The 24,173-nt window shown below is 68.8% G+C and carries 20 protein-coding genes; 8 read left to right on the forward strand and 12 right to left on the reverse strand.

Annotation, left to right across the window (positions count from 1 at the left end; genetic code table 11):
• Positions 1 to 106: 106 nt before the first annotated feature.
• The 7 genes from NCCP_RS07290 to dnaA all read right to left on the reverse strand — a co-directional run bounded on the left by NCCP_RS07290 (position 107) and on the right by dnaA (position 10,647).
• Positions 107 to 700: a DUF3566 domain-containing protein gene (locus NCCP_RS07290; protein WP_149956585.1), complete on the reverse strand. Its 594-nt coding sequence runs from the start codon at positions 698 to 700 to the stop codon at positions 107 to 109.
• Positions 697 to 3,336: a DNA gyrase subunit A gene (gene gyrA / locus NCCP_RS07295; protein ID WP_149956586.1), complete on the reverse strand. Its 2,640-nt coding sequence runs from the start codon at positions 3,334 to 3,336 to the stop codon at positions 697 to 699. Before gyrA ends, NCCP_RS07290 begins: the two co-directional genes overlap by 4 nt.
• 49 nt (positions 3,337 to 3,385) lie before the next feature.
• Positions 3,386 to 5,467, reverse strand: coding sequence for a DNA topoisomerase (ATP-hydrolyzing) subunit B (gene gyrB / locus NCCP_RS07300; RefSeq protein WP_149956666.1), 2,082 nt, complete (start codon positions 5,465 to 5,467; stop codon positions 3,386 to 3,388).
• Between the two features lie 264 nt (positions 5,468 to 5,731).
• Complete coding sequence (locus NCCP_RS07305) at positions 5,732 to 6,229, reverse strand: DciA family protein (RefSeq protein ID WP_149956667.1); 498 nt, start codon at positions 6,227 to 6,229, stop codon at positions 5,732 to 5,734.
• 44 nt (positions 6,230 to 6,273) lie between these two features.
• Positions 6,274 to 7,539, reverse strand: a complete 1,266-nt coding sequence (gene recF / locus NCCP_RS07310; RefSeq protein WP_149956587.1) for a DNA replication/repair protein RecF — start codon at positions 7,537 to 7,539, stop codon at positions 6,274 to 6,276.
• Between the two features lie 18 nt (positions 7,540 to 7,557).
• Complete coding sequence (gene dnaN / locus NCCP_RS07315; protein ID WP_149956588.1) at positions 7,558 to 8,679, reverse strand: DNA polymerase III subunit beta; 1,122 nt, start codon at positions 8,677 to 8,679, stop codon at positions 7,558 to 7,560.
• A 555-nt stretch (positions 8,680 to 9,234) separates the two neighbouring features.
• On the reverse strand, positions 9,235 to 10,647 hold the full coding sequence (gene dnaA, locus NCCP_RS07320) for a chromosomal replication initiator protein DnaA (protein ID WP_149956589.1): 1,413 nt from the start codon (positions 10,645 to 10,647) through the stop codon (positions 9,235 to 9,237).
• A 622-nt stretch (positions 10,648 to 11,269) separates the two neighbouring features.
• Here dnaA and rpmH point away from each other — a divergent pair.
• The 8 genes from rpmH (at position 11,270) to NCCP_RS07360 (ending at position 17,492) form a co-directional block, all read left to right on the forward strand.
• On the forward strand, positions 11,270 to 11,407 hold the full coding sequence (gene rpmH / locus NCCP_RS07325) for a 50S ribosomal protein L34 (protein ID WP_127513203.1): 138 nt from the start codon (positions 11,270 to 11,272) through the stop codon (positions 11,405 to 11,407).
• 89 nt (positions 11,408 to 11,496) lie between these two features.
• Positions 11,497 to 11,871, forward strand: a complete 375-nt coding sequence (rnpA, locus tag NCCP_RS07330; RefSeq protein WP_414727713.1) for a ribonuclease P protein component — start codon at positions 11,497 to 11,499, stop codon at positions 11,869 to 11,871.
• Positions 11,861 to 12,232, forward strand: coding sequence for a membrane protein insertion efficiency factor YidD (gene yidD, locus NCCP_RS07335; protein WP_149956591.1), 372 nt, complete (start codon positions 11,861 to 11,863; stop codon positions 12,230 to 12,232). Before rnpA ends, yidD begins: the two co-directional genes overlap by 11 nt.
• Positions 12,233 to 12,239: 7 nt before the next feature.
• A complete protein-coding gene (gene yidC, locus NCCP_RS07340; protein WP_149956592.1) occupies positions 12,240 to 13,205 on the forward strand; it encodes a membrane protein insertase YidC in 966 nt (321 codons plus the stop codon).
• A 3-nt stretch (positions 13,206 to 13,208) separates the two neighbouring features.
• Positions 13,209 to 13,739 (forward strand): Jag family protein, encoded by a 531-nt coding sequence (locus NCCP_RS07345; RefSeq protein WP_149956593.1) that lies wholly within the window; start codon positions 13,209 to 13,211, stop codon positions 13,737 to 13,739.
• A 22-nt stretch (positions 13,740 to 13,761) separates the two neighbouring features.
• On the forward strand, positions 13,762 to 14,403 hold the full coding sequence (gene rsmG, locus NCCP_RS07350; RefSeq protein WP_149956594.1) for a 16S rRNA (guanine(527)-N(7))-methyltransferase RsmG: 642 nt from the start codon (positions 13,762 to 13,764) through the stop codon (positions 14,401 to 14,403).
• Positions 14,404 to 14,714: 311 nt separating this feature from the next.
• Entirely contained in the window at positions 14,715 to 15,602 is an 888-nt protein-coding gene (locus tag NCCP_RS07355) for a ParA family protein (RefSeq protein WP_149956595.1), read from the forward strand.
• A 441-nt stretch (positions 15,603 to 16,043) separates the two neighbouring features.
• Positions 16,044 to 17,492 carry a ParB/RepB/Spo0J family partition protein gene (locus tag NCCP_RS07360; RefSeq protein WP_172627329.1) on the forward strand — a complete coding sequence of 483 codons (1,449 nt, stop codon included), beginning with the start codon at positions 16,044 to 16,046 and terminating at the stop codon, positions 17,490 to 17,492.
• Between the two features lie 331 nt (positions 17,493 to 17,823).
• Here the strand turns inward: NCCP_RS07360 and NCCP_RS07365 are convergent, their stop codons facing one another.
• Genes NCCP_RS07365 through NCCP_RS07385 form a run of 5 tightly spaced genes read right to left on the reverse strand, consistent with a single transcriptional unit; the run spans position 17,824 to position 23,767 of the window.
• The gene (locus tag NCCP_RS07365; RefSeq protein WP_149956596.1) at positions 17,824 to 19,596 is read right to left on the reverse strand and encodes an ABC transporter permease subunit; all 1,773 of its coding nucleotides are present in this window, start codon (positions 19,594 to 19,596) and stop codon (positions 17,824 to 17,826) included.
• Positions 19,583 to 21,106 carry an ABC transporter substrate-binding protein gene (locus NCCP_RS07370; RefSeq protein ID WP_149956597.1) on the reverse strand — a complete coding sequence of 508 codons (1,524 nt, stop codon included), beginning with the start codon at positions 21,104 to 21,106 and terminating at the stop codon, positions 19,583 to 19,585. Before NCCP_RS07370 ends, NCCP_RS07365 begins: the two co-directional genes overlap by 14 nt.
• The gene (locus NCCP_RS07375) at positions 21,103 to 22,428 is read right to left on the reverse strand and encodes an MFS transporter (protein ID WP_149956598.1); all 1,326 of its coding nucleotides are present in this window, start codon (positions 22,426 to 22,428) and stop codon (positions 21,103 to 21,105) included. The genes NCCP_RS07370 and NCCP_RS07375 overlap by 4 nt, the downstream gene beginning before the upstream one ends.
• Positions 22,425 to 23,111, reverse strand: coding sequence for an ATP-binding cassette domain-containing protein (locus NCCP_RS07380; protein WP_225873738.1), 687 nt, complete (start codon positions 23,109 to 23,111; stop codon positions 22,425 to 22,427). Before NCCP_RS07380 ends, NCCP_RS07375 begins: the two co-directional genes overlap by 4 nt.
• A complete protein-coding gene (locus NCCP_RS07385) occupies positions 23,108 to 23,767 on the reverse strand; it encodes an ATP-binding cassette domain-containing protein (protein WP_172627330.1) in 660 nt (219 codons plus the stop codon). The genes NCCP_RS07380 and NCCP_RS07385 overlap by 4 nt, the downstream gene beginning before the upstream one ends.
• Positions 23,768 to 24,173 lie beyond the last annotated feature (406 nt).

Below are 24,173 nucleotides of genomic sequence, written 5' to 3' on the forward strand. Positions count from 1 at the left end.
TTCGGCCCTGCGGCAGGTTCTTTGGGGCCCGCGGCACGTCTTCGGCCTGCGGGCCAGGCGGCGGGCCCCCCGCCGGGCCGGGCGGGGGCCGGGAGCCGGCCGGGCCCTAGTCGTCGGTGAGCGTGACGCCGATACCGCCGACCAGGGTCGAAGAGATGTTGTACAGGACCGCGGAGAGCATCGACAGGGCGGTCAGCAGGACCACATTGACGACGGCGACGATGGTCGCGAAGGAGGCCACCTGGCCCAGCGAGGCGAGTTCCTGGAGGTCGAAGGAACTCTCCGTGCCGGCAACGTCGCGGAGCAGTTCGTTGATGCGGTCAAAAATGCCGGTCAGGTCCAGCACCGTCCACAGCACCACGGAGGCGACCACGGTGACAATGCCCAGCGCCACGGACAGCAGGAACGCCATCTTCAGCACGGACCACGGGTCGACCTTGCTGACCAGGAGACGGGCCTTGCGGACCTTGGCCTTGGGCACCGGGCGGACCAGCTGCTGCTGGCCCGGGCGCGGAGCCGGACGCTGCTGCCCCTGGGCGGGACGGGACGCGCCGGCTGCGGGGCGCTGGGCCTGGGCGGGACGCGGGGACGCGGCGGGGCGGGCGGCACTTGCCGGTGCCTGCCGCGGCGCTGCCGGACGTGCCCCGGCGGCCGCGGCCGGGCGGGATGCCCCCGGGCGGGGAGTGTTCGGGGTGCTCACGCATTACCTCCGTCGTTGGCGGCCGCAGGCGCCGCCTCGTCCGCAGCGGACTGAACGGTCTCCGTCCCGGCCGGGATCTGGTTCGCATCCAACGGTACTGCATCGTCATCGGCGTCCGTTCCGAGCCCGCGCTCGGTGTTCCTGGCCACCGCGATGATGCGGTCCTTCTTGTCCGGCTTGGCGAAGATCACGCCCATCGTGTCGCGGCCCTTGGCCGGGACCTGGGCCACATCGGACCGGACCACCTTGCCGCCCTCCATGACCACCAGGACCTCGTCCTCCTCCTGGACGATCAGCGCGCCGACCAGGTGGCCGCGGTCCTCCTGGTACTTGCCAACCTTGATGCCCAGGCCGCCGCGGCCCTGCACGCGGTACTCGTCGATGGAGGTGCGCTTGGCATAGCCGCCCTCGGTAACGATGAAGACGTAGGAGCCTTCGGTGACGACGTCGGCGGCGAGGAGTTCGTCGTCGTCGCGGAACTTCATGCCCGTCACGCCGGAGGTGTTGCGGCCCATCGGGCGCAGCGCCTCGTCGGTGGCGGTGAAGCGCACCGACTGGCCGTGGCGGGACACCAGCAGGAGGTCGTCGGATTCACTGACCAGCTGGGCGGAGACCAGCTCGTCGTCCTCGCGCAGGTTGATGGCGATAACCCCGGCGCTGCGGTTGGTGTCGTAGTCCGCCAGGCGGGTCTTCTTCACCAGGCCCTTCTTGGTGGCCAGGACCAGGTACGGCGCCTGCTCGTAGTCGCGCAGGTCCAGGACCTGGGCGATGCGCTCGTCCGGCTGGAAAGCGAGCAGGTTGGCCACGTGCTGGCCCTTGGCGTCGCGGCCGGCCTCGGCAAGCTCGTAGCACTTGGCCCGGTAGACGCGCCCGTGGTTGGTGAAGAACAGCAGCCAGTTGTGGGTGGTGGTGACGAAGAAGTGCTCGACGACGTCGTCGCCGCGCAGCTGCGCGCCCTTGATTCCCTTGCCGCCGCGGTTCTGCGAGCGGTAGTTGTCGCTGCGGGTGCGCTTGACGTACCCGCCGCGGGTGATCGTGACGACCATTTCCTCTTCGGGGATGAGGTCCTCGACGGACATGTCGCCGTCGTAGCCCATGAGGATCTTGGTGCGCCTCTCGTCGCCGTGCTTGGCGACGATCTCGTGCAGCTCCTCCGAGATGATCTGGCGCTGGCGTCCCGGGTCCCCGAGGATCACCCGGTACTCGGCGATCTCCGCCTCCAGCTTGGCGTGCTGGTCGGTGATCTTTTGGCGCTCCAGGGCGGCCAGTCGGCGCAGCTGCATGTCCAGGATGGCCTGGGCCTGCACGTCGTCGATCTCCAGCAGCTTCTTCAGGCCCTCGCGCGCGGCCTCCACGGTGGGCGAGCGGCGGATCAGGGCAATGACCTCGTCGAGGGCGTCGAGCGCCTTGAGCAGGCCGCGCAGGATGTGGGCGGCCTCCTCCGCCTTGCGCAGGCGGAACTTGGTGCGCCGGACAATGACCTCGATCTGGTGCGTCACCCAGTGGCGGATGAACGCGTCCAGGGACAGCGTGCGGGGCACCCCGTCCACCAGCGCCAGCATGTTCGCGGAGAAGTTCTCCTGCAGCGAGGTGTGCTTGTAGAGGTTGTTCAGGACGACCTTTGCCACGGCGTCGCGCTTGAGCACGATCACCAGGCGCTGGCCGGTGCGGCCGGAGGTCTCGTCGCGCAGGTCGGCAATGCCCTGGATCTTGCCGTCCTTGACCAGCTCGGCGATCTTGATCGCCAGGTTGTCCGGGTTGGCCTGGTAGGGAAGCTCGGTCACGACCAGGCAGGTGCGGCCCTGGAGTTCCTCGACGCTGACCACCGCCCGCATGGTGATGGAGCCGCGTCCGGTGCGGTAGGCGTCCTCGATGCCCTTGTGGCCCAGGATCATGGCACCGGTGGGGAAGTCGGGGCCCTTGATGCGCTGGAGGAGCGCCTCGAGCAGCTCTTCCTTGGAGGCCCCCGGGTGGTCGAGGTACCACTGCACGCCCTCGGCCAGTTCGCGCAGGTTGTGCGGCGGAATGTTGGTGGCCATGCCCACGGCGATGCCGGAGGAGCCGTTGGCCAGCAGGTTTGGGAAGCGCGCCGGAAGGACCGTCGGCTCCTGGTTCTTGCCGTCGTAGTTGTCCTGGAAGTCGACGGTTTCCTCGTCGATGTCCCGGACCATTTCCATGGCCAGCTGGGCCATCTTGGTCTCGGTGTACCGCGGGGCGGCGGCGCCGTCGTTGCCGGGGGAACCGAAGTTGCCTTGGCCCAGCGCCAGCGGGTAGCGCATGGTCCAGTCCTGGATCAGGCGCACCAGGGCGTCGTAGATGGCGGTGTCGCCGTGGGGGTGGTACTGGCCCATGACCTCGCCGACCACGCGGGCGCACTTGTTGTAGGCCCGCTCCGGGCGGTAGCCGCCGTCGAACATCGCGTACAGCACGCGGCGGTGCACGGGCTTGAGGCCGTCGCGCACGTCCGGCAGCGCACGGCCAACGATCACGGCCATGGCGTAGTCCAGGTAGGACCGCTGCATCTCGGTCTGCAGGTCCACCTGCTCGACGCGGTCGATCACGGTGCCCTCCACGGGCTCCTGCGCGGCCTCAAAGTTCTGCGGGTTCTGCGGGTTCTCGGGAGTCTCGTCGCTCATCGGGTTCTTCCTCTAGTCAAAGTCTGCATGCGTCGAAGGGGCGCCCGGATCAGATGTCCAGGAAGCGCACGTCCTTCGCGTTCTGCTGGATGAACGAGCGCCGGGACTCGACGTCCTCGCCCATCAGCACGGAGAAGATCTGGTCCGCGGCGGCGGCGTCCTCCATGGTGACCTGCAGCAGGGTGCGGCGTTCCGGATCCATGGTGGTGTCCCACAGCTCGGTGTAGTCCATCTCGCCCAGGCCCTTGTAGCGCTGGATGCCGTTGTCCTTGGGCAGGCGCTTGTTCGCCGCCTGGCCCTTCTTCAGTGCCTCGTCCCGCTCGCGGTCGCTGAACACGTAGTCGTGCGCGGCGTTGGACCACTTGATGCGGTACAGCGGCGGCTGCGCCAGGTAGACGAACCCGTTTTCGATCAGCGGGCGCATGTAGCGGAACAGCAGCGTCAGCAGCAGGGTGGTGATGTGCTGTCCGTCGACGTCGGCGTCGGCCATCAGGACGATCTTGTGGTAGCGCAGCTTGGCGAGGTCGAATTCCTCGCCGATGCCGGTCCCGAAGGCCGTAATCATGGACTGGACCTCGGTATTTCCGAGCGCCTTGTCCAGGCGGGCGCGTTCGACGTTCAGGATCTTGCCGCGCAGCGGCAGGATCGCCTGGGTCTCGGGGTTGCGGCCGCGCTTGGCCGAACCGCCGGCCGAGTCGCCCTCCACCATGTAGACCTCGCACTCCACCGGGTTCTTCGAGGAGCAGTCGGAGAGCTTGCCGGGCATGCCGAAGGATTCCAGCGGCGACTTGCGGCGGGCGTTTTCGCGGGCCTTCCGGGCAGCCATGCGCGCGGTCGCGGCCAGCTGCGCCTTGCGGATGATGTCCCTGGCCGTGGTCGGGTTGCGCTCCAGCCAGTCGCCGAGCTCCTCGTTGACGACGCCCTGGACAAAGCCCTTGGCGATCGAGTTGCCCAGCTTGGTCTTGGTCTGGCCCTCGAACTGCGGCTCGCCGAGCTTGACCGAGATGACGGCGGTCAGGCCCTCGCGGATGTCGTCGCCGGTGAGGTTGTCGTCCTTGTCCTTGAGGATCTGCTTCTCGCGCGCATAGCGGTTGATCAGCGCCGTCATCGCGGCGCGGAAACCCTCCTCGTGCGTTCCGCCCTCGTGGGTGTTGATGGTGTTCGCGTAGGTGTGCACGGACTCGGAGTAGGCGGTGGTCCACTGCATCGCGACCTCCACGGAGATCTTCTTCTCCGTGTCCTCGGACTCAAAGGAGATGACGTCCTCGTGGACCAGGTCGACCTTCTTGGAGGCGTTGAGGTACTTGACGTAGTCCAGCAGGCCGGCCTCGTAGCGGTAGTCGACGACGCGGTGCTTGGGCGCCTGTTCTTCCTCGCCGCTCTCGGCGATCTCGTCCTCGTCCATTTCGGCGCGGCGCTCGTCCGTCAGCGTGATGCGCAGGCCCTTGTTCAGGAAGGCCATCTGCTGGAAGCGGGCGCGCAGGGTCTCGAAGTCGTATTCCGTCGACTCGAAGATCTCCGGGTCCGCGTAGAACGTCTGGGTGGTGCCGGTTTCCGTGGTGGCTTCGCCCTTGACCAGCGGGCCCTGCGGCTTGCCGCCGTCACCGAAGGACATCCGCCAGGCGTGGCCCTGGCGCTTGACGACCGTGTCCACCCGGCGCGAGAGCGCGTTCACCACGGAGATGCCCACGCCGTGCAGGCCTCCGGACACGGCGTAACCGCCACCGCCGAACTTGCCGCCGGCGTGCAGGATGGTCATCACGACCTCGACGGTCGGCTTGCCCTCGGTGGGGTGGATGTCCACGGGGATGCCGCGGCCGTTGTCCTCGACGCGCACGCCGCCGTCTTCCTGGAGGGTGACCTTGATGTGGTCGCAGTAGCCGGCCAGGGCCTCGTCCACCGAGTTGTCCACGACCTCGTACACCAGGTGGTGCAGGCCGCGGGGACCGGTGGAGCCGATGTACATGCCGGGGCGCTTGCGCACGGCCTCGAGGCCCTCGAGCACCGTGATGGCGGACGCGCCGTAGTCGCGTTCCGCCTTTCCGGTGGCCAATTCCCCGGCCTCCACGGAGGGATCTTCCTGGGGTGCGGTGTTCTCAGTAGCCACAGGCGCTGCAGACTCCTTGTGCATCGGGCGGGCAGGCCCCCGTATGAGTTGGGCCCACTCATGAACCGGCGCCCCTCCGGACTGGAGGGACACCATACAATCAATTCTACCGTGTTTGGGCTGGGAAAAGCGCGGAACGCGCCCGCCACTTGCCCTCCACAGGCCCATGAATGCCCGTAGGAGGGCTTTAGGGGTCCACATCAAGGGGCCATGCCGCCCCACACCCCCCAGCGCGCCTGCAGGCGTCCCGCCGGGCCGGCCCCCAATCCGCCGCCGGGCCCTTCGGGCTCAGCCGTAGGTGTCCCGCGGCCCCCGTCCGGCAACCCGCCGCATGCCCTTGCGCCAGCTCGGGGCGGCCGGGCCGATCACCTGGATCGCGGTCACCACCCCCGGTCCCAGTTTTTCGTCGAAGTGCTTGAGCAGGCTGTGGCTCAGGAGGCGCAGCTGGGTGGCCCATGCGGTCGAATCGCAGCGCACCACCACGGTGGTCGCCTCAAAGCTCTCCGGCCGGCAGTGCGCGGAAATCTGCGGCCCCACCAGCTCCTCCCAGCGGGAAATCACGGATCCGACGGCCACCGGGGAGGTCCAGCCGCGGTCGCGCACCATGCGGCCGAAGACGTTGCCGATGCCCTGCGGGTCGCGTCCGTCGTCGTACTGGACCGGGGCCGGCCCCTTCCGCCGCTGGGCGCGGTCGGCGGCCTTGCGTTCGCCGGCCCGCTTGGCCTGCGCGGCGTCGATGCGGATTTCGCCGCGGGCCAGGGCCGATTGCCGCATCCGGTTCAGCATCGCCCGGGCGGCGTCGAATTCTTGGGGCTGCGGCTCTTCGGCGCTCACGGCGACACGTGCCCCGGCGTTACCCTAAGCACCCGCCCTCCCAGTTCGGAGGGCACATCCGCGGCCACGGCCGCGGTGACGATCACCTGCTCGGCACCGGCCACGACGGCGGCCAGGCGGCTGCGGCGGTCGGCGTCCAGTTCGGCGAACACATCGTCCAGGATCAGGATCGGTCCGGCCCCCTCGCGCGGATCGTCCTCCCCGAGCACGCGGTACGACGCCAGCCGCAGGGCCAGCGCCAGCGACCAGGTCTCTCCGTGGGAGGCGTAGCCCTTGGCCGGTGCGGGCCCCAGGAACAGGTCGAGCTCATCCCGGTGCGGCCCCACCAGGGTGATTCCGCGTTCGGTCTCCTTTTTCCGGTGCGCGGCCAGGGCCTCCAGGAACATCCGCTCCAGGTCCCCGATCCCGGCCCCCTCCAACCCGGGGGCACGCACGGCACCGGCCTCCCGTGTCCCGCCCGCCGGGTCCTGCCGGTCCCGGTCCTGGGACGCGGAGGGGATCGCGGAAGGGGGCAGCGCCGTGGCGGGCAGCGCGGCGGTGCCGCCGTCGTCGTCCAGTTCCTCCACCACGGTGCAACGGTACCGCGCGGTGGCGGCCTTGGACCCGTCCGTCAGGCCCGCATATTCCGTTCCCAGGTGGGCCGAAAGCAGTTCCAGCACGTCCAGCCGTCCGCGCAGCAGGCGGGCGCCGGCCTGGGCAAGGTGCTGGTCCCAGACTTCAAGGGTGGATTCGTGCGCCGCGGTGTACCGGCCCGAGCGGGCGGACTTCAGCAGCGCGTTGCGCTGCTTGAGGACCCGTTCGTAGTCGCCCCGGGTCGCCGCGTGATGCGGACGCAGCGCCACCATGAGGTCATCAAGGAATCGCCGGCGGTTGGCCGGATCCCCCTTCACCAGGGCCAGGTCTTCCGGCGCGAACAGCACCGTGCGCACGATCCCGAGGATGTCCCGGGCCCGCACCGGGTTGGCGCGGTTAATGCGTGCCCGGTTGGCCTTTCCGGCGGTGATCTCCAGTTCGACGGCGGTGGCCTGGCCCCCGCGCGCCACCCGCGCCCGCACCAGCGCCCGTTCCGCGCCAAAGCGGATCAGCGGGGCATCGGTGGAGACCCGGTGCGAGGACAGGGAAGCCAGGTAGCCGATCGCTTCGGCGATGTTGGTCTTGCCGACGCCGTTCGAACCCACGAACACCGTGGTGCCCGGGCCCAGCTCGAAGTCCGCCTGCGCGTAGCTGCGGAAATCGGTCAGGGAAAGGTGGGAGATGTACACGCGTCCCGCCCGGCCCGGCTAGTTGGGCAGGCGAACGGGCATCACCAGGTAGCGGTAGTCGTCGCGGTCCCCGCCGTCGAGCGAATCCTGCGCCGTCATCATGGCCGGCTTGGGGGCGCTGGTGAAGGAAAAGCGCACGAACTCGCTGGCGAAGGCGTTCAGGCCTTCCCCCAGGTAGGCGGGGTTGAAGGCGACCGTGATGTCCTCGCCGTCCAACTGCGCCTCGATGGCCTCCTCGGCCTGGGCATCTTCGCCGGTGCCGGCGTCCAGGGCAAGCTGTCCCTGGGTGAACGCGAGCCGGACGGGGGTGTTCCGTTCCGCAACGACCGCGACGCGGCGCACGGCCTCGATCAGGTCCGTGGTGCGCACCGTGGCGTGGATGGGCGTGTTTTCGGGAAAGAGCGAGCGGATCTTGGGGTAGTCGCCGTCCACGAGCAGCGAGGTGGTCCGGCGGCTTCCGGATTCGAAACCGATCAGTTCGCTGCTCTCGCCGAGGGCGATCTTCAGTTCGCCGGAGCTGCCGAGGGTCTTGGCGACTTCGTTCAGGGTTTTCGCTTTGACCAGGGCGGAGGTGGAAATTCCTGGAACCGAGGGCTTCCACGAGACCTCGCGCATGGCCAGGCGGTAGCGGTCGGTGGCGAGGAAGGTGATCAGGTCGTCCTCGATCTCCATCTTCACGCCGGTAAGGATCGGAAGGGTGTCGTCCTTGGAAGCGGCAACGATCACCTGGCTGACGGCCTGGGCGAAGGCCTCGCCGTCGACCACGCCCGCGATGTCCGGAAGCACCGGCAGTTCGGGGTAGTCGGCCACCGGCATGGTGGCCAGGTGAAAGCGACTGCGGCCGCAGGTGACGTTGACCTTGGTGCCGTCGGTTTCGATGGTCACCATGGCTTGGGGCAGCGAACGGCAAATCTCCGCCAGGAGCTTGCCGGACACGAGGATGGTGCCTTCCTCGGTGGTTTCGGCCGGGATCTCCAGGTGCGCGGAAATCTCGTAGTCGAAGCCGGCCAGCGCCACGGTTCCGGAAGCCGCCGTGATCAGGATGCCGGAGAGGACAGGAGACGGCGGACGCTGGGAGAGCGATCGGGCGGTCCACGATACGGCCTCGGCGAGCACGTCCCTCTCGACACTGAACTTCACGAAGTGGTCCGCCTTCCGCAGCGACTGGAATTACACGTTTGTCGGAGCAAGCTTAGCCCGCTCCGCCTGCCCGGTCCGCCGCCTCCTCCGGTCCATCTGCCGGGACTGAGCATCTTCCCGTTTTAGGGCGGGGCTGCTGCGGATCTGAGTTCTTGGAGGGGGTTCCCGGCCGGGTGTTCCAGAGGGGATGGCTTCCGGTTTCAAGGGGGTCGGGCTCAAAGGGGCCGGTTCCAGGGGTCCGGCTCGAGGTGGTTGGGCCGCAGGAAGCCCGGAGGGTTTTGTTATCTGGAATTCCCAAAAGATGTAGTTCGTAGTGTTAATAACTGCTGTGGATACTGTGGATAACTTGATGGGGCCGGGATTTTCCGCGGATTATGCATGTGCACAATCTGTGTCTTGTAAACCGTTAACCCCCTGCGAGCGGTGGACAGAAATCCGCGCCATTTAAGGGATCCACAGGCATCGGGGGAGTTATGCGCAGGATTTCGGCCATGATCCACTTAACCATCCACAGCCTTATCCACAACTGTGGCTTTTTCCGAATGGAACTGAGTTTCAGCCCTCGCGCTGGTGCTGCTTGATCCGGTTGGTCAGCTCCGTGACCTGGTTGAAAATGGCGCGCCGTTCGGCCATCAGCTCACGGATCTTGCGGTCCGCGTGGATGACCGTGGTGTGGTCGCGTCCGCCCAATTCCTGGCCGATCTTCGGCAGCGACATGTCCGTGAGCTCGCGCAGCAGGTACATCGCGATCTGCCGCGCTGTCACCAGGGTCCGGGTGCGGGATTTGCTGTTCAACTCGTCGATGCTGAGGTTGAAATAGTCCGCGGTCTGCGCCACGATCGTGGCCGCCGTGATCTCCTGGGCCCCCTCGTCCGTAATCAGGTCCTTGAGGACCGTCTCCGCCAGGGCCATGTCCACGGACTGGCTGTTCAGCGAGGCGAAGGCCGTCACGCGGATCAGCGCACCCTCCAGCTCGCGGATGTTGGTGGAGATCTTCGAGGCGATGTACTCCATGACATCGTCCGGCGCCGAGAGGCCCTCCGCGGTCGCCTTTTTGCGCAGGATCGCGATGCGGGTCTCCAGCTCGGGCGGCTGGATGTCCGTGAGCAGTCCCCACTCGAAGCGCGAACGCATGCGGTCCTCGAAGCCGGACAGCTGCTTGGGAGGCAGGTCGGAGGTGATCACGACCTGCTTGTTGTGGTTGTGCAGCGCGTTGAAGGTGTGGAAGAACTCCTCCTGCGTGGCGTCCTTGTTCGCCAGGAACTGGATGTCGTCGATGAGCAGGATGTCCACGTTGCGGTACGTCTGCTTGAAGCTGGTTCCCTCATCGTCGCGAATGGAGTTGATGAAGTCGTTGGTGAACTCCTCAGAGTTCACATAGCGCACGCGGATGCCGTTGTAGAGGTGGCGTGCATAGTGGCCGATCGCGTGCAGCAGGTGGGTCTTGCCCAACCCTGAATCGCCGTAGATAAACAGCGGGTTGTAGGCCTTGGCGGGAGCTTCGGCGACCGCCACGGCCGCGGCGTGCGCAAAGCGGTTCGAGGAACCGATCACGAACGTGTCGAAGATGTACTTCGGGTTCAGCCGGCCAAACTCCTGGGAGGTCGACGGCGGCGAAGGCTGCGGATGCGCGGCGGCCTCGCGCTCCTTGGGCTGCGGCTGCGGTTCCGGCTCGGCCGGCTCGGCCGGCACCGGAATCAGGTCGGCGTCGATGCTGAAGGCACAAAGGATGTCGTCGCGGAACACTGTACGCAGCGCGTCGTCCAGGGGGGCCTTGAGCTGGGTCTGCAGGACTTCGCGGGTGAGTTCGTTCGGGACGGCGAGCAGCAGGGTCGAACCGATCAGGCCCAGTGGCTGGGCCAGCACGACGAAGGCCCGCTGGCGCGGCGTGACGCGGTCATCCTGTTCCAGGTTGCGGACAACCTGGCGCCAGGCGCTTCCGACGCTGTTCGACTCGTCAGTGCTCACTAATCTGCAGTCCCTTCAAGAATCCTCCGCCGACCAGCGGCTATGGCTCGGCGCCGCATGTGGAGGCGGTGGCCCGAACCCCCATCCTACCGTCTATCCACAGCGTTATTCACAGCCCGTGGATAACTTGTGTCCCCTGCCACGCGCGCCGCGATTCCGTCTTATGCCGCGTCAAATCAGGCCCCGCGCCCCCGCGCACGTCCGGGCCGCACCCGGCCCTCCCGGCGCTGGCCGGTGTTGTCCACAGCAGGGAATTCGCTACTCACAGCCTGTGGGCAAGTCCAGGGGAGCAAAAAGCGTCGCCGCCACCGCTGACCCCTGTCCATGACCCCTGCCCGTGAACCCGGTCCGCGAAACCTGCAGGGGCGCCCGGGCGCCACCCTGACCCCATGGGCGCGGCCCTGGCCGGAGTGGGACCTGCGGCCGCGCGCCGGTTTGACGGACCTTCGCCCCAGCGCCTATCGTGGTTTAGTCCTATGTGTACGTTTTTGGCAATACTCCACGTCCTTGTCCGGTTTCCGGGCCAGCGCGGAGCAGCGCCGGGACGGGCACCCTAATACGACGCGTCGGCCTGTACTTCCACGGGTAAGGCGCATCAATTGATCGTCTTGGAGTTACTACCGTGAGCAAGCGGACTTTTCAGCCGAATAACCGCCGTCGTGCCAAGAAGCACGGCTTCCGCCTTCGTATGCGCACCCGCGCCGGCCGCGCCATCCTGGCTGCTCGCCGTTCCAAGGGCCGTACCGAACTTTCTGCATAGCATCAGCGTGCAGGTCCAGCCGGCACTGCGCATGGGTGATTCCCGCATCAGCACAGGCGTTTGACGCCATGCTGCCCAAGGAACACCGGATGCGGTCCGCGCTGGACTTCTCCGCCACCGTACGTTCCGGCGCCCGTTCTGGGCGCCGGAACGTCGTGCTATATGCGCGCGCCCGCGGTGCCGGGCAGGCCGGGGAACCGACGCGCTTCGGCTTCATTGTCTCCAAGGCCGTCGGCAACGCCGTCGCCCGCAACCTGGTCAAGCGCCGCCTGCGCGAGGTGGCTGCCCAGTCCCTGGCCGAGCGCGGCACCGGGTTCGACGTCGTCGTGCGCGCGCTCCCGCCCGCCGCAGCCGCCGGCTGGGACGAGCTCTCCACCGAGGCCCGCGCCGCGCTGGAGGCCGCCTGCCGCAAGGCCGCAGGCACCCCAGCGGCCGGGAAGGGGGCGGGGGAGCGTGGCAGGTGAACCGCGCCAGCCGCTGCCCGCCCTCCTGCGCAGGGCGCTGGATGTGCCGCGCCAACTGCTGATCCTGCTCCTCAAGGCCTACCGCAAGGTCTTCTCGCCGCTCTATGGCGACGTCTGCCGGTACTTTCCCAGCTGCTCGGCGTATGCGCTCGAGGCCGTCACCGTCCATGGCGCGCTCAAGGGCGCGGGACTGGCGGCGTGGCGGGTCTGCCGCTGCCATCCCTGGAGTCATGGAGGGATAGATCACGTGCCCCCCGGGCGCAGGATTTGGCCCGAGGGCAAGACGCCAAAGATCATGGTGATGAACCATCCCCCGATTCCCCCCGACGACGACGCCGCTGACGCGGCCCGAGGAGCATGACCGACTAATGGGTTTCTTTGACACGCTGCTGTGGCCTTTCCGCCAGGTGGTCTCCTGGATCCTCTGGGCCTTCCACGAGCTCTTCTCCCGGCTGGGGATGGATCCGCACTCCGGCTGGACCTGGACGCTGTCCATCATCTTCCTGGTGCTGGTGATCCGCACCGCCCTGATTCCGGTCTTCGTCAAGCAGATCAAGGCCCAGCGCGCCATGCAGGCCCTGCAGCCGGACCTGCGCAAGCTGCAGGCCAAGTACAAGGGCAAACGGGACCAGCTCTCGCAGCAGGCCATGGTGGCCGAGCAGCGCGAGCTGTTCAAGAAGCACAAGACGAACCCGCTCTCGTCCTGCCTGCCGATCCTGATCCAGATGCCGTTCTTCTTCGCGCTGTTCACGGTGCTGAACAACACGGCCATCGCCAAGGCAGCCGGCGAGGGCATCGGGGCGCTTTCCCCCGAGCACGTGCGCAGCTTCGACGATTCCTCGATTTTCGGCGCCCGCCTGTCCGACACCTTCCTGGCCACCATCGGGTCCGGTTCCCCCAGCGTCTCGGTCATCATCGTGGCGCTGATCATGATCGTGGCGATGACCGCCTCCCAGTTCATCACCCAGAAGCAGATCATGTCGAAGAACATGACCAAGGAGGCCCTCGAGGGTCCCTTCATGCAGCAGCAGAAGATGATGCTCTACATCCTTCCGCTGGTCTTCGGCATCGGTGGCATCAACTTCCCCATCGGTGTGCTCATCTACTGGACGGCCACCAACTTGTGGACCCTGGGCCAGCAGTTCTACGTCATCCGCAACAACCCGACCCCCGGCTCCCAGGCGGAGAAGGAGCTCAATGAGCGTCGCGCCGCCAAGGGCCTGCCTCCCGTCGGGCAGAAGAAGGCGGAGGCTCCGGTGGAGGGCGCACCGGTGATCGCTGAACCGAAGACGCAGCGCCAGCAGCCGCAGCGCAAGAACCGAAGGAAGAAGTAGGCCATGAGCAATGTGGAGGAAAGCGCCGTGACCGACGAAATCGTCGAGGAGACCGCCCCCAGCCGCCTCGAGGAGGAGGGCGACGTTGCCGCCGACTACCTGGAGGAACTCCTGGACATCGCCGACATCGACGGCGACATCGACATCGAGGTGCGCGGCGGGCGCACCTACATCTCCATCCTCAGCGAGGAGGAGGACAACGAGCCGTTGCGCGCACTGATCGGGCAGGACGGCGAAACGCTGGAAGCCCTCCAGGAGCTGACCCGGCTGGCCGTCCTGACCTCCACGGGCAACCGCTCCCGCCTGGTCCTGGACATCACCGGGTACCGCGCCGGCCGCGCCGGGGAGCTCCAGCGCATTGCCGAGGACGCCGTGGCCCAGGCCCGCGAAACCGGCGAGGACGTGGCGCTGGAGCCGATGAGCGCCTACGAGCGCAAGCTGGTCCACGACGCCGTCGCCGCCCTGGGGCTCCACAGCGAGTCCGAGGGTGAGGGCAGCCGCCGTCACATCGTCGTTTCCCTGACAGAAGCCTAGGCCGGTGGAAGGGCATCCGAACGTGAGCAGCGAAGTGGAACTCACCGCGGAGGAACGCCGCGCGGCAGAGGCCGTATTTGGCGACCGCCTGCCGCTGGCGGAGCGGTACGTGCACCACCTGGCCACCTCCGGCATGGAACGCGGCCTGCTGGGCCCGCGGGAGGTCCCGCGGCTGTGGAGCCGCCACGTGCTGAACTGCGCCGTCGTGGCGGACCTGATCGCCCCGCACGCCAGGGTGGCCGACGTCGGCAGCGGTGCCGGGCTCCCGGGCCTGGCCCTGGCCATCGCCCGCCCGGACCTGGACCTGACCCTGGTGGAGCCGCTGGAGCGCCGCTGCGTGTGGCTCTCGGAGGTCGTGGAAGACCTGGGCCTGGACAATGTGACAGTGATGCGCGGGCGCGCCGAGCAGGTCGTGGACCTCATCGACGCCGATGTGGCGACGGCCCGTGCGGTATCCGCCCTGACCAACCTGGCCGGCCTGACCATTCCGCTGCTGCACGGCAGCGGCCAGGTCCTGGCCATTAAGGGCCGCAGTGCCGCCGAGGAGATCGAGAAGGCCGCCAAGGTCATCCGACGCCTGGGAGGAAAGGAAACCGAGGTGGTCACCGTTGGTGACGCGGTCCTTGCCGAGCCGACCACCGTGGTGCGAATCCACGTCGGTTGATCTTTAGCCGATAGCGATAGTCTGTACTGGTGGCCGTGGGGCCCCAGGAGTTTTACAAGGAGTAGCAGCGCGTGAAAAAGCCGGGCAGCAGGATTCCCCCGTTCGCCGCACTGTTTTCCTCCACAAACCGGGGAACGACGGATGTGCAGCCCAACGAGGTTGAGGAGCTAGTCGACATCGATCGTGTTTCACGTGAAACATCCGGTGGTGCGGAAGCGGACCTCGCATTCCTCAGCATCCTGAGCGGGGAGGAGAACCCGGTGGTTGAAAAGGCGGTTCAAACAGCAACTGAAGCACCGGTTCGGAGCGTAATGGACACGATGGATGAGAGCACGCCGCTGGCCAGCCAGCTGGCGAACGAGACCAGGCGCCGCGAACGCCTGAGCCATCGGCAGCTGCCGAAGCCCCCGCACACGCGCTACCTCACCATCAGCAACCAGAAGGGCGGTGTGGGCAAGACGACGACCACCGTCAACGTGGCCGCCGCCCTTGCCGCCGCCGGGCTGAACGTCCTGGTGGTGGACATCGATCCGCAGGGCAATGCCTCCACCGCCCTGGGCGTCGAACACCACGCCGACGTGGACAGCATCTATGACGTGCTCATCAACGACATGCCGCTGGCGGACGTCGTTGCGCCGTGTCCGGACCTGGACCATCTGGTGGTGGCTCCCGCCACCATCCACCTGGCCGGTGCCGAGATTGAGCTGGTTTCGATGGTGGCCCGCGAGCAGCGCCTGCGCCGGGCGTTGGACCAGTACGCCAAGCACCGGGAAGCTTCCGGCCTTCCCCGCCTGGACTACGTGTTCATCGACTGCCCGCCCAGCTTGGGTCTGCTCACCGTCAACGCGTTCGTGGCCGCCCGCGAGGTGCTGATCCCGATCCAGTGCGAGTACTACGCGCTGGAAGGGCTGAGCCAGCTGCTCAAGAACATCGAGATGATCCAGAAGCACCTCAACGCGGACCTGGTGGTGTCCACGATCCTGCTCACGATGTATGACGGCCGCACCAACCTGGCCGCCCAGGTGGCCGCGGAGGTGCGCGAGCACTTCCCGAACCAGGTACTGCAGGCGATCATTCCGCGCAGTGTGCGCATCTCCGAGGCGCCCAGCTACCAGCAGACGGTCATTACGTATGATCCGAACTCGACCGGCGCGCTGTCCTACCTGGAGGCAGCCGCGGAGCTCGCCGAGCGGGGCTGATCCACCTGCGCCTTCCCCGGCAGGGACGGGCACGAAACATTGAGGCCTGCCGCACTGTGGCCCTCCCCGACCGGGGAGGGCCACAGTGCATTTGGGGCTGGAACTGGGGCTGGGGGAGGGGAACCAACGACCTTGTAGTGCCACCTTGGAGTCCGCGACCAGATCCTTACAGGGCGGGGCAGCCACGAATCGTTTCACGTGAAACGAAGCCCGCAGCCTCCGTGAAGGGACGGGCCGCCCGGCACCAGCGCATCCCTGCCAGGTCCGCTGGAATCCATCACCACAACGACTGACCTGGGACCGGCCGGGAGGCGCTCCGGCTGGGCAGAGGAGCCAGCACAACCCTGTCTCCTGCCAGCACTAGGAGACTTTTCCAAGTAGACTCAAACCCGAACATCCGGCCCACTTAAAGTGGGAATGCATGCGCCGAGAGGAAATTAGATGGCGGAGAAACGCCGCGGGTTGGGACGGGGACTGGGCGCGCTGATCTCCAGCAGCCCCGCACAGCAGGCCGGCAGCCAGGGCGCGGAGCAGGCGGCCGACCAGGAATCCACCCCCCGCAAGCGTCCCGCCGGGGCCTCCGGAAAATTGGGCACGGTGGCCGAAACACTGGTCCAGACCTCGGGTGGAACACGCGCTGCCGGACGGGAACTGCCGAACCTCCCGTCGCCGCAGGCAAGCGGAGCGAACGCGCAACCGGGCCCACGTCCAGTGCGCAAGGCACGCCCCGTAGACATGTTTTTCACCCCGGGCAAGACCGAGGAGGAAGCCGCCCTCGAGGCCGCGGATGAAACCTTCCCCGTTGAGGGGCCCGCGGACGGTTCCGTCGATTCCAGCGGAGAGTCCCGCCATCTGGACGCTGGCCGGACTGCCGGCAAGCGGGCAAAGATGCCTGATGTCATGCGGATGGACCGGAACCTTCTGCCGCGGGATGCGCAGCCCCAGTCCGAAGCAGGGGAGGCGGCCCTCCCGGAAACGGAACCCCTGAATGCGGGGGACGGACAGGCAGCCGCTGCGGCTGGGCCTGCCGAGGCGCAGGATGACGAGGTTTCACGTGAAACTCTGGTTGAGGTCCCCGGGGCGTTCTTTGCCGAACTGCCGGTGGGTGCAATTCACCCCAACCGAAAGCAGCCGCGCCATGTCTTCGATGAAGACCACATGGCTGAACTGGTCCACTCCATCAAGGAAGTCGGCCTCCTGCAGCCGATCGTCGTGCGCCCGTCCTCTGAGGGCGGGGAACAAACCTATGAACTGGTCATGGGTGAGCGGCGCTGGCGTGCGACCCAGGCGGCGGGGCTGGACACCATCCCGGCCATCATCCGCGATACGCAGGACGTGGACCTTCTCCGCGACGCGCTGCTGGAGAACCTCCACCGGTCCCAGCTGAACCCCCTCGAAGAGGCGGCGGCGTACCAGCAGCTGCTGGAGGAGTTTGGCTGCACTCAGGAGGAGTTGTCCGCGCGCATTGGACGTTCGCGGCCGCAGATTTCCAACACCATCCGCCTCATGAAGCTGCCTGCCCTGGTCCAGCGGCGGGTGGCGGCGGGCGTGCTCTCCGCGGGCCATGCGCGCGCCCTGCTGGGGTTGGCGGAACCGGGGGAGATGGAAAAGCTGGCCCAGCGGATCGTGAACGAGGGCCTCTCGGTCCGGGCGACCGAGGAGGTGGTCGCGCTGAGTGACGGCGTCCGCCGCCCCGCGCGCGAGCAAAAGCCGAAGGCCTCCGCCCGCCACGAGCGCCTGGACTTCCTGGCTAGCTCGCTCTCCGACCACCTCGATACCAACGTGAAGATCACCTTGGGAGCCAAGAAGGGGCGGGTGAGCATCGAGTTCGCCAGCGTGGACGACCTCAACCGCATCATGGCGGTCATCTCACCCAACACCAAGGCCTAGCGGTTTCAGTTCCATCGAAGGGCCGGGGACGTTTCACGTGAAACGTCCCCGGCCCTCGTGGTGTCCGGCGGCCAAGCCCGAGCCCAAGCCCAAGTCCATGAGCGGGGCGGGGGACCCCCGCCCGTTGCCCCCCCTGGTGGGGGCCCGCCACCATTGATCCTGCCATTACCAGGCACGTCCTCCGCCAAGGCTGACTGCCGCTGTTTCTGTTTCACGTGAAACAGCGGTGCTTTGAAGCCGTGCACCCTGGTGGGGCAACGGGCGGTGGCCACGCCGGCACCCTTCCGGGCAGGGTCTATACCCCGGTGCGCCGGGACGTGGAACGGCCTCCTCAGCGGGGGGCCGTTGGGGCGGGGCAGTTCGTGCCGCGGGCTCCCAGCGGCAGGGTCATCCGTGATCCCTGCAGGGATGCAGCCGCCACGGCAATGACCGAGATGAGGACCAGTGCTGCGGCCGGGGCCGCCGTCGCCCACGGGCTGCGCTCCACGTAGTCAATGCCCTCCGCCAGGAGCCTTCCCCATTCGGGGGCGGGGGGCTGCGCGCCGAGGCCCAGGAAGCCGAGCGACGCCAGCGCCAACGCCACCCCGGGCAGGCGCAGCATGCCGTGCCGGACCAGCGCCGGCGCCACGACGGGAACAACGTGACGGACCATTACCTCAAAGGGGCGCACGCCGGCCAGGGGCAGCCATTTTACGTGCGACATCGCCCTCGCTTCCTGCACCAGGGCCGCGGCATGGGAGGCCAGCGGTGGCCAGCTGACCCAGAGTACCGCCGCGGCGGCGCCGCCGATACTCGGACCGGACAGTGCCGCGATGACCACCCCGGCGATGACCGGAGGGGTGGCGTTGGCAACCTCGATGGGCCCGCGTACCGCGTGCGGGGCGATCGCGAGGACCAGGCCGAGGAGGATCGCGGCCGCCACGATTGCCACTGCCGGAACCAGCGTTCCGAGCGCTCCATGGGCCACGCGGGCCAGCAGGTCGCGCCCGCTCGCGTCCGCGCCAAACGGAAGCTCCCAGGAGGGGGCTTCCAAACGGGCGTGGGCGATCCCGAACGGATCCCGCGGCAGGCCGATGACCAGCAGCAGTACCAGCAACACGCACCCGATTCCAAACGTCCACTGCGCCCACCGGTCCCCGTGCGTCCGTTCCGGCGGCGCAGATACCGCGCCCGCCGGCAGTGCGCCGCCCAACAGCCACAGCCGCACCCCTCCGGCAATCACGCCGATGGCGATGGCGACGGCCGCCATGGCCAGCACGCCGGCCTGCAGTGCCGGCAGGTCCTGGGCGTTGGCGGCTCCGAGCAGGTAGCGGCCAAGCCCCGGGATCGCGAAGACCTGCTCGACGGCCACCGCGCCCCCCAGCAGCCCGATCGCGATCAGCCCCAGCTGATCCAGCACCGACGCCGCCGCCCGGCGCAGCACCGCGGGCAGGAGCGTCCGCCCGGGGACCCCAGCAAGCCGCCACACCTGCACCCAGGTCTCGCGGGAGGAGCCGGCGAGTGCGTCCCCGAGCAGGCGGCCGAAGAGGCCTCCGGCCGGGATGCCCAGGGCCAGGGCCGGCAGGATCGCCGCGTCCAGGCCGGTCCAGCCGTAGGGGGGCAGCCAGCGCAGGTGCACGGCAACAACCACCAGGAACCCGCTGGCCAGCAGGAACTCGGGCAGGGCGGTCAGGGCCACCCCCACCGGACCGGAACCCCGTACCGGCTGGTCGCGGGCGATTGACGCGAGCACGGGCGCAACCAGTGCGCCGGCAACCAGGAGGGTGACGGCCAGGGCCAGCAGCGCCAGTGTCGCGGAGACCCCGATGGCCTGCGCGAGGCCGGGGCCAATTGGCCCGCCGGAGACCCAGGAGGAGCCCAGATCTCCCCGAAGGACCCCGGCCCACCAGCGTGCACTGGTCGCCAGCGGACCGCCGTCGAGCCCGAGCTCGGCGCGGATCGAGGCCAGGGCCGCGGGCGTGGGCTCGAGCTCCGCATAGCGGGCCCGCAGCACCGACAGCGCCGGGTCCCGCTGCGAAAGCCATGGCAGCGCCCCGACGACGGCCAGCAGCGCCAGGCCCGCGACGGCCCGGGAGACGAGCCCGGTGCCGCTAGCGTTGCGCATCGACCCGGGTCTTCCCGGTCACCAGGAGCCGTTCGCGCGGGTCCCGCGCGGCATCGGTTACGTTCAACGCTTCGCCCTGGATGACGCGTTCGTGCAGCAGCGGGATGGCTGCGTCGGTGGTCAGGATCTTCGCCTCGGCCGCCATGATCGCTTCGCGGCGCTGATCCCCGGCGTCCGTCCGGGAGGCCGCGGCGACCGCCTCGTCCACCGTGTCCTGGCAGAGCTGGGAGATGTTGAAGCCGCCCTCGCAGGTGAAGTCGGCGGCGAAATAGGCCACCGGGTCTCCGGAGTCCAGCACCGTGGCACGGGAGAGGATGAACGCATCGAAGGCGCCTTCGAGGGCGTCGGTCTCGATGAACTGGTACTCGCGCACGTCCTGCTCGACGACGAACCCGGCCTCCTCCAGTTGCTGTTCGACCAGCACGGCGACCTCCGGCAACTCGGCCCGGTCGGTGAACGTGCCCAGGGAAATCCGGACGCCGTCGACCCGGGCCGGCTCCGCGCGGCCGGCCAGGATCTCCCGGTACCCGGCGCCGTCGCGCATCCCGGCAGTCCACGGCAGGGCCGGGCCCAAGAGGCCGGCGGCTTCGTCGGCGCGGCCCTCGTAGGCGGAGGCGATGATCGCCGCCCGGTCAATGGCCTCCCGTGCCGCGGCCCGCACGGCCGGGTCGGCGAACGGCCCGGACTCAGTATTCAGGTAAAGCGTGTTGGTGCGCGGCATGGGAACCTCGTTGATCAGGTTCCCGTCAATGGAGGCAGCCTGCCCGGCGGGGACGGCCTCGACGATGTCCGCGGTACCGGTGCGCAGCGCCGCTGCACGGGCGGTGCCGTCCGGGACGAAGTCCACGTCGATCCCGGTCGCGGCAGCCGGTTCACCCCAGTAGCCGTCATAGCGTTCCAGCGTGGCGCTTGAGGTGCCGTCCACGGCGGTGAGTTTGAACGGTCCGGTGCCCGTGCCGACCGGGTTCACCGTGCCCGAGGCGTACGCGGCCTCGGAGAGGATGGACAGCTGCGGGCTGGAGAGGCGGTTGGGCAGCAGCGGGTCGGGGGCGGCCGTCGTCAGGACCACGTCGCCGCCGTCGACCTCGACCCGCAGGTCCACGCCGTCGAGGATGCGCGGCACGGGGCTGGCCCCGGTCGCTGCGCGCAGCGAGTTGGCGGCGGCCTCGGCGGTCAGCCTGCTGCCGTCGTGGAAGGTTACTCCTTCGCGGATCGAGAAGCGCCAGGTCAGTTTGCTGGTCTGTTCCCAGTCGGTGGCCAGCGCCGGCAGCGGGTCGCCGGCGTCGTCGAGGACCACCAGGGTCTCGGCGGTGCTCCAGCGGGAGAGCTTAAAGGCGTCATCGCTCAGCGGGCTCAGTCCCGACCGCGGCGGCTGGAGCATGGCGAGCGAGACGCGCCCGCTGCCGGCGGTTCCGGCATCTGCCCCGGGGGAGGCGAAGCACCCGGACAGGGCCAGGGTGAGCGTGAGAGTTCCGGCGACGAGTGCGCCGGAACGAATGCGGTGGTTCATGGGATCAGTTCCTTTTCCAGGCCGGTGCCGGCGGCAGTCGGCGTACATTTCGAGTGGTGACGGAGTTCGTGGGCCGGGCGCAGCGCGTACCAGGCCAGTGGCAGCAGGACCGCCGGCAGCGCCCCGACGAGCGGCCAGGCCGCCAGCGTGGAGAAGTTCCCGGCGACGGTGCCGGTCGCAAGGCTCGCCAGCAGCGCCGACAGGCCGCCCATGCTCGGCAGGAGCGCCAGGCGGGTGGCCCGCCGGCGTCCGGATCGGCCGGCAATCAGTGATTGCGCGGCGGGGATGGACAGCATCATCGCGACCCCGGCGAGTGCGGCGACCGTGCAGAACAGCCCGACCAACGCGCCGGGGCCCAGGAGCAGTTGGCCGGCGAAGGCCGTCAGGCACGCCGCCGAGGCCGTGTAGAGCCCCAGCATCACGGCGGTGCAGCGGCCCAGCCGTTCGGCCAGGCGGGAGATCGGCCATTGCAGCGCCAGGGTGGCGGCGGACAGGGTGGCGGCCACCGCGCCCATGTGCGCGGCGGGCAGGCCGTGCTCGGCCAGGGCCAGCGGAACCGTGGAGAACAGTTGGGTGTAGACCGCGAGCAGTGCCGAGCAGGCGATTGCCAGCGGCACCACGCGCACCGGTTCTGCCGGCAGGATCGGGCGCTCCGGCGTCGGGCCGGCCGGGGAAGTGCCCGCGTCCGCCCCGAAGGACGGGGCCGGCGCGGGCGGCCGGATCCCCTCCGCGGCTTGGCCGTGGCGCGGCACGAGCCGGCGCACATACAGGGCCGCGGCGAGAAAGAGCGCCGCCGAGATCAGCGAGACGGCTCCGGCATGCTCGGGCATGAACCGGGCGGCCGCCAGCGAGGCGGCGAGGCCGCCGGTCTCCCCGGCCAGGGCGAGGGCGGCGAAGGGGGACGGACCGCGGCCGGGCAGGGTGGCGCCGTCGCACCCGCCACGGCGTTGCGCATCGACGGCACCCACCAGGGCGTCCACGGCGGGGGAGAAGAGCGCGCCGGCCAGCCCGACGAGGACGACGCCCGCAACGAAGGCCGGCGCACTTGGCGACCACGCGATGACCGCGAAGGCCGCGGCGCGCAGCAGGCAGCCGGCGGTCAGCAGGGCGCGCGGGCCCCACCGGTCCGCCAGGGCACCGCCAACGACGAACATGCCCTGCTGTGCAGCCACTCGGGCCCCGACTATTGCACCGATGGCCGCGGCGTCGAGCCCGTACCGGGACTGCCCGATGGCCGCGAAGAACGGCACCACCGAGGAGAACCCGAGCATGAAGACCAGCTGGAGCCCCAGCAGGGCGCGCAGGGGCGTTGCGCCCCTCACCGGCTCTGCTCCACTTTTCCCTCCCGCAGGGTGAGGATGCGGTCGCAGCGTTCAGCCAGGGCGTCGTCATGGGTGATCAGCAGCAGGGCGCCGCCTGTCCGGGCGGGCAAGGCCAGCAGGGCGTCGGCAAGGCCAGCGGCGGTGCGGGCATCCAGGGCGCTGGTGGGCTCGTCGGCGATGACCACGTCCGGGGCCACGGCGACGGCGCGGGCGATCGCCGCACGCTGCGCCTGCCCGCCGGAGAGCTGGCGCGGGGTGCGCTCCAACAGCCCCGGATCGATGTGGGCGATGCGGGCTGCCTCCGCGAGGTGCACGCGGCGGTCCCCGCCGACACCCAGCCGCCGCAGCGCCCGTTCAATGGAGAGGCGCACGGGGACCCCCGGCGGCAGCGAGGCGCCCGCATCCTGCGGGATGCCCTGGACCCGGTGGCGCAGGTGAGCGCGGGGGCCGCGGTCGAAACCGCAGAAGCGCTCGCCGCGCACCATGACGTATCCGCTTCCCGGGCGCCGCAGGCCAAGGAGGACCTCCGCGAGCGTCGACTTGCCGGCGCCGGAACGGCCGACCACCGCCATCGATTCACCAGCATGCAGCGTGAGGTCGGTGGGGTGCAGGGCGGTCACGGGCTGCCGCCGCGTGCCGTACGCGACGCCGATGCCGCAGGCCTGCAGGACCGGATCGCTCACGCGGCAACCTCCAAGGAATCGTTGAAAGACACGCGTCCGGCCCCGACCTGAATGAGCTCCGCGCCAAGCCTCAACCCCACCAGGGGATCGTGCGTGGCGATGACCAGGGCGCTGCGGGTAGTTTCGGAGAGAGTGCGGAACATACGCAGGGTCTCGTCGCGGGAGGCGTTGTCCAGGGCGCTGGTGGGCTCGTCGGCGATGACCAGCGCGGGGGACCCGAGGAACGCCAGCGAAATGGCCACACGCTGCAGCTGGCCCCCGGACAACTCGGCGGGTCGCCGCGATGCGAGTGCCCCGGCGTCGAGCCCGACGGCGGCCAGCACCTCGCCCACGCGTACCGTGCCCGCTCCCGTCACCATGCGCAACTGGCGGCCGACCGGGAGCAGCGGGTGCAGCGCCTCGGCGCCGCGCTGGGGAACGAATCCGATACGCAGGCCAGGCGCCGCGGTCCGGGTACCGCTCAGGGTGACCCCGCCCGGCAACCGGCCTGTCAGTGCGGAAAGCAGCAGGGACTTGCCCGCACCCGAGGGGCCCATCACCACGGTACGGGAACCCGGGCGGACGGCCAGGGCGGGGACTGCCAGCAAGGGCTCTCCGGTACGGCGGGTGCTGACTGTAACCCCGTCGAGGGACACGAGGAGGGACGAGGGGGCCATGGGGGTCCTTGGTGACAGCGCGAATGGATGGTGCCGACCGGCGAAAGCGGGAAGGCTTTTACTAATGATTCTCATTAAAGCAGATTGTGACACACAAGGGGGCCGGTACCGGCCCCGGCAGTTCACGGACCTGCTTGTGCTCCGGTGGCGCAGGCCTGCCGCTCCACGGCATCCCCGCCGGAGTGGGAAGACGCCTGGACCGGGGGAGCGGGGTGCGGAAGAGAGGGTGGGCTGGGCTCAACGGCCCAGGATGGGTTCGTTTCACGTGAAACAAACACGGAAGCGGAGCCTTCCCATGGTGCCGGGGATGGCAGGATTTCCCTCCGCGGGATCTGCAGGACCCCCATTTCACCCCCAGGCAGTTTCCGCACTCCGCCAGCGCGGGAACAGTGTGCGGGGGTGCCGG

Source organism: Zafaria cholistanensis (assembly GCF_008580665.1).
In the GTDB taxonomy this organism is placed as follows: Bacteria; Actinomycetota; Actinomycetes; order Actinomycetales; family Micrococcaceae; genus Zafaria; species Zafaria cholistanensis.